Source organism: Enterobacter sp. CCUG 70166, from assembly GCF_020224095.1.
In the GTDB taxonomy this organism is placed as follows: Bacteria; Pseudomonadota; Gammaproteobacteria; order Enterobacterales; family Enterobacteriaceae; genus Enterobacter; species Enterobacter intestinihominis.
Genome location: NZ_NRIQ01000069.1, coordinates 1 through 3,819, shown reverse-complemented (window position 1 = coordinate 3,819; position 3,819 = coordinate 1). Strand labels below are relative to the sequence as shown.

The window sequence follows — 3,819 nt, the reverse complement described above, 5'->3', positions numbered from 1 at the left end:
CGACTATTTGCAACAGTGCCGGCCGAATGTCTGCAGCTCGGTGAATCGGACTTTACGCATGGAGATCTCCTCAGAGGACATAATTAGTATGTCGGAGGATCTCTAAAAGTGAATGGTTCGTTTTGCAGGGATACTTACATGGGGAAACAAGATGAAACTTGAATATATACAGATAAATTAGTGGTCTGGGCGTTCTCGTCAGAAGCAAACAGCCTGCTTGCAAAAACAAGCGCTGGCAATGGCTTGGCAGGGCCGAGGTTGCCCGGGAGGTATAATTTTCCATTCGGACCAGGGAACCCAATATTGCAGCCTGCCGTACCGGATTCTGGCCGCTCAATATGGAATGATGCTCAGCATGAGCCGCAGCGGGAACTGCTGGGATAATGCTTTGCAGAATGACTGTTCCGCAGTCTGAAATCGGAGTGGATACCACGGGGTGGTTATCGGGACAGGACTGAAGCTGCTGGCGATATTGTTCAGTATCAAGGGGTGAGTCCCGAGAGGCGAGACAAGTCAAGGGCGCAGGCTGCGATGCGCAGCACGACATAGCCGGTATTTCCCTGCGGTGCCCCACAAGTATCAATGAAAGCCTCCAACGCGAGCCATTCGCGAGAGCCTTGAGTCCACGCTAAATCTATCTTATCTGCGCAGGGCAGAATGTGAAGACGGCCGCCCTGGCTCTTGCCCGCCAGGCGCACGAGGCGGTGGAAAGGGGGAGGGGATGTTGTCTATATGGCTCTGCTGTAGTGAGCGGGTTGCGCTCCGACAGCGGTCCTGATCAATCGTCACCCTTTCTCGGCCCTTGAATGTTCCTCGCAACGAGCCTCCTTTTCGCCAATCCATCGACAATCACCGCGAGCCCCAGCTCGAACACTGCGTCCGGACCGGCTTCGTCGAAGGTGTCTATCACGGCCCGCAACAACGGAGCCTGTTCAATGGTGCCGCCGCGCTCACCGGCATCGCTGTCGCCGGCCTGCTCCTCAAGCACGGCCCCAACAGTGAAGTAGCTGATTGTCATCAGCGCATTGACGGCGTCCCAAGCCGAAAAACCCGCCTCGCAGAGGAAGCGAAGCTGCGCGTCGACCACTTCCATCTGCGGTGCGCCCGGTCTCGTGCCAGCATGGATACGCGCGCCATCGCGATAAGCGAGCAGCGCCTGCCTGAAGCTGCGGGCATTCCCGATCAGAAATGAGCGCCAGTCGTCGTCGACTCTCGGCACCGAATGCGTATGATTCTCCGCCAGCATGGCTTCGGCCAGTGCGTCGAGCAGCGCCCGTTTGTTCCTGAAGTGCCAGTATAACGCCGGCTGCTGAACCCCCAACCGTTTAGCCAGTTTGCGTGTCGTCAGAGCCTCTACGCCGACCTCATTCAACAGGTCCAGGGCGACACGGATAACTGTATTAGGCTGCAACTTTATCATGCTTGACACTTTATCACTGATAAACATAATATGTCCACCAACTTATCAGTGATAAAGGATCCGTGAGTTCTATCGGACCAGCGGAGGCTGGTCCGGAGGCCAGCGGAGGCTGGTCCGGAGGCCAGACGTGAAACCCAACAGACCCCTGATCGTAATACTGTGCACTGTCGCGCTCGACGCTGTCGGCATCGGCCTGATTATGCCGGTGCTGCCGGGCCTCCTGCGAGATCTGGTTCACTCGAACGACGTCACCGCCCACTATGGCATTTTGCTGGCGCTGTATGCGTTGATGCAATTTGCCTGCGCGCCTGTGCTGGGTGCGCTATCGGATCGTTTCGGCCGGCGGCCGGTCTTGCTCGTCTCGCTGTCCGGCGCCGCTATCGACTACGCCATCATGGCGACGGCGCCTTTCCTTTGGGTTCTCTATATCGGGCGCATCGTGGCCGGCATCACCGGGGCGACTGGTGCGGTAGCCGGCGCCTATATTGCCGATATCACAGATGGGGATGAGCGCGCGCGGTACTTCGGCTTCATGAGCGCCTGTTTCGGGTTCGGGATGGTCGCGGGACCTGTGCTCGGTGGGCTGATGAGCAGTTTCTCCCCCCATGCTCCGTTCTTCGCCGCAGCAGCCTTGAATGGCCTCAATTTCCTGATGGGCATTTTCCTTTTGCCGGAGTCGCACAAAGGCGAACGTCGACCATTACGCCGGGAGGCTCTCAACCCGCTCGCTTCGTTCCGGTGGGTCCGGGGCATGACCGTCATCGCCGCCCTGATGGCTGTCTTCTTCATCATGCAACTCGTCGGACAGGCGCCGGCCACGCTTTGGGTCATCTTCGGCGAGGATCGCTTTCATTGGGACACGAGCTTGATCGGCATTTCGCTTGCCGCATTTGGTATTCTACATTCACTCGCCCAGGCAATGATCACCGGCCCTGTAACCACCAGGCTCGGCGAAAGGCGGGCACTCATGCTCGGAATGATTGCCGACGGCGCAGGCTACATCCTGCTTGCCTTGGCGACAAGGGGATGGATGGCGTTCCCGATTATGGTCCTGCTTGCTTCGGGTGGCATCGGAATGCCGGCGCTGCAAGCAGTGTTGTCCAGGCAGGTAGATGAGGAACGTCAGGGGCAGCTTCAAGGATCTCTTGCGGCGCTCACCAGCCTGACCTCGATCGTCGGGCCCCTCCTCTTCACGGCGATCTATGCGGCCTCTATAACAACGTGGAACGGGTGGGCATGGATTGCAGGTGCCGCCCTCTACTTGCTCTGCCTGCCGGCGCTGCGTCGCGGGTTTTGGAGCGGCGTAGGGCAACGAGCCGATCGCTGATCGTGGGAACGATAGGCCTATGCCATGCGGGTCAAGGCGACTTCCGGCTACCCGTCTTTCAATCACAACAAGTACAGCAATATTAGGACTGCTTTTCGCTCACAGCGGACCTCTAACCCAGCCATCTTGTCCGCTTCGTTCTAAGAACAGACATCCCTCACTTCAGAATGTGTAGTCAACGGGGGACAGGACAATACGAATGTTCCACTAAAAAATACAGATGAGATAATTATTTACACCAAATTTTGGAGATTTATCGTTGTATCAGGTATTAAAAGTACAATTTAAATCTATTATATCTCGCAATAAGCCTGACATGTAGGTTTCTACAAATTCTCTAATTACGTTATTGACATATGAGCATTTGAAGGCGTAACCTTCAATCACTGTATGTAGATGTGTCTTCCCCTGTTGAGGTGGCTGATACAGCATTTCTACTTGCCATTAAACCAGTCTTTCATGTAATCCTATGTAAAATAGTCTGGTTAATTTATTTTACATACGGGTATCAGTGATGAATGAACTCAGTATTGTTAGTGGTAAATTGCAACTGTTGTCGATCATAGGTGACCCGATCGCTCAGGTCAGCGCTCCACTCATGATAAATGCCGCCATCCTTGAAAAACAAATCCCCGACACTTTGATGGTCCCTCTCCATATAAACTCTGTAGGTCTGCAAACCGCTGTCAATGGTCTGAAATGTATTCAGAATTTTCGTGGTGCCATTATAACGATGCCTCACAAACAACATGCGCTTTCATTAATTGATTCAGCCAGTGAATCTGCTATGGCAATCGGAGGATGCAACGTCATCAGGAGGAATGCTCAGGGCCAACTACATGGGGATATGCTCGATGGTGAAGGTTTCGTATCGAGCCTTTTGAAAAGAGGCTTCGATGTGACAGGTAAAAGAGTCTATCTAGCTGGAACAGGCGGTGCTGGCTCAGCTATTGCTTATGCTATGGCCGCCAAACAGGTTGGAGAATTAATTGGCACTGTTGCAAATAGTCGGTGGTGATAAACTTATCATCCCCTTTTGCTGATGGAGCTGTACATGAACCCATTCAAAGGC

General features: G+C 54.2%; 3 protein-coding genes and 1 pseudogene. 3 read left to right on the top strand and 1 reads right to left on the bottom strand.

What is annotated here, in order from left to right:
• Positions 1–211 precede the first annotated feature (211 nt).
• A pseudogene (locus CKK19_RS25460) lies at positions 212–415 on the top strand (DDE-type integrase/transposase/recombinase); the annotation flags it as partial.
• A 363-nt stretch (positions 416–778) separates the two neighbouring features.
• Here CKK19_RS25460 and tetR read toward each other — a convergent pair.
• The gene (tetR, locus tag CKK19_RS24220) at positions 779–1,420 is read right to left on the bottom strand and encodes a tetracycline resistance transcriptional repressor TetR (protein WP_013851373.1); all 642 of its coding nucleotides are present in this window, start codon (positions 1,418–1,420) and stop codon (positions 779–781) included.
• A gap of 127 nt (positions 1,421–1,547) precedes the next feature.
• Here tetR and tet(A) point away from each other — a divergent pair, with 127 nt between their 5' ends.
• Together tet(A) and CKK19_RS24210 are read left to right on the top strand one after the other, a co-directional pair.
• A complete protein-coding gene (gene tet(A), locus CKK19_RS24215; protein ID WP_031942321.1) occupies positions 1,548–2,747 on the top strand; it encodes a tetracycline efflux MFS transporter Tet(A) in 1,200 nt (399 codons plus the stop codon).
• 514 nt (positions 2,748–3,261) lie between these two features.
• Positions 3,262–3,765, top strand: coding sequence for a shikimate dehydrogenase family protein (locus CKK19_RS24210; protein ID WP_013851371.1), 504 nt, complete (start codon positions 3,262–3,264; stop codon positions 3,763–3,765).
• The last annotated feature ends 54 nt before the right edge of the window (positions 3,766–3,819 follow it).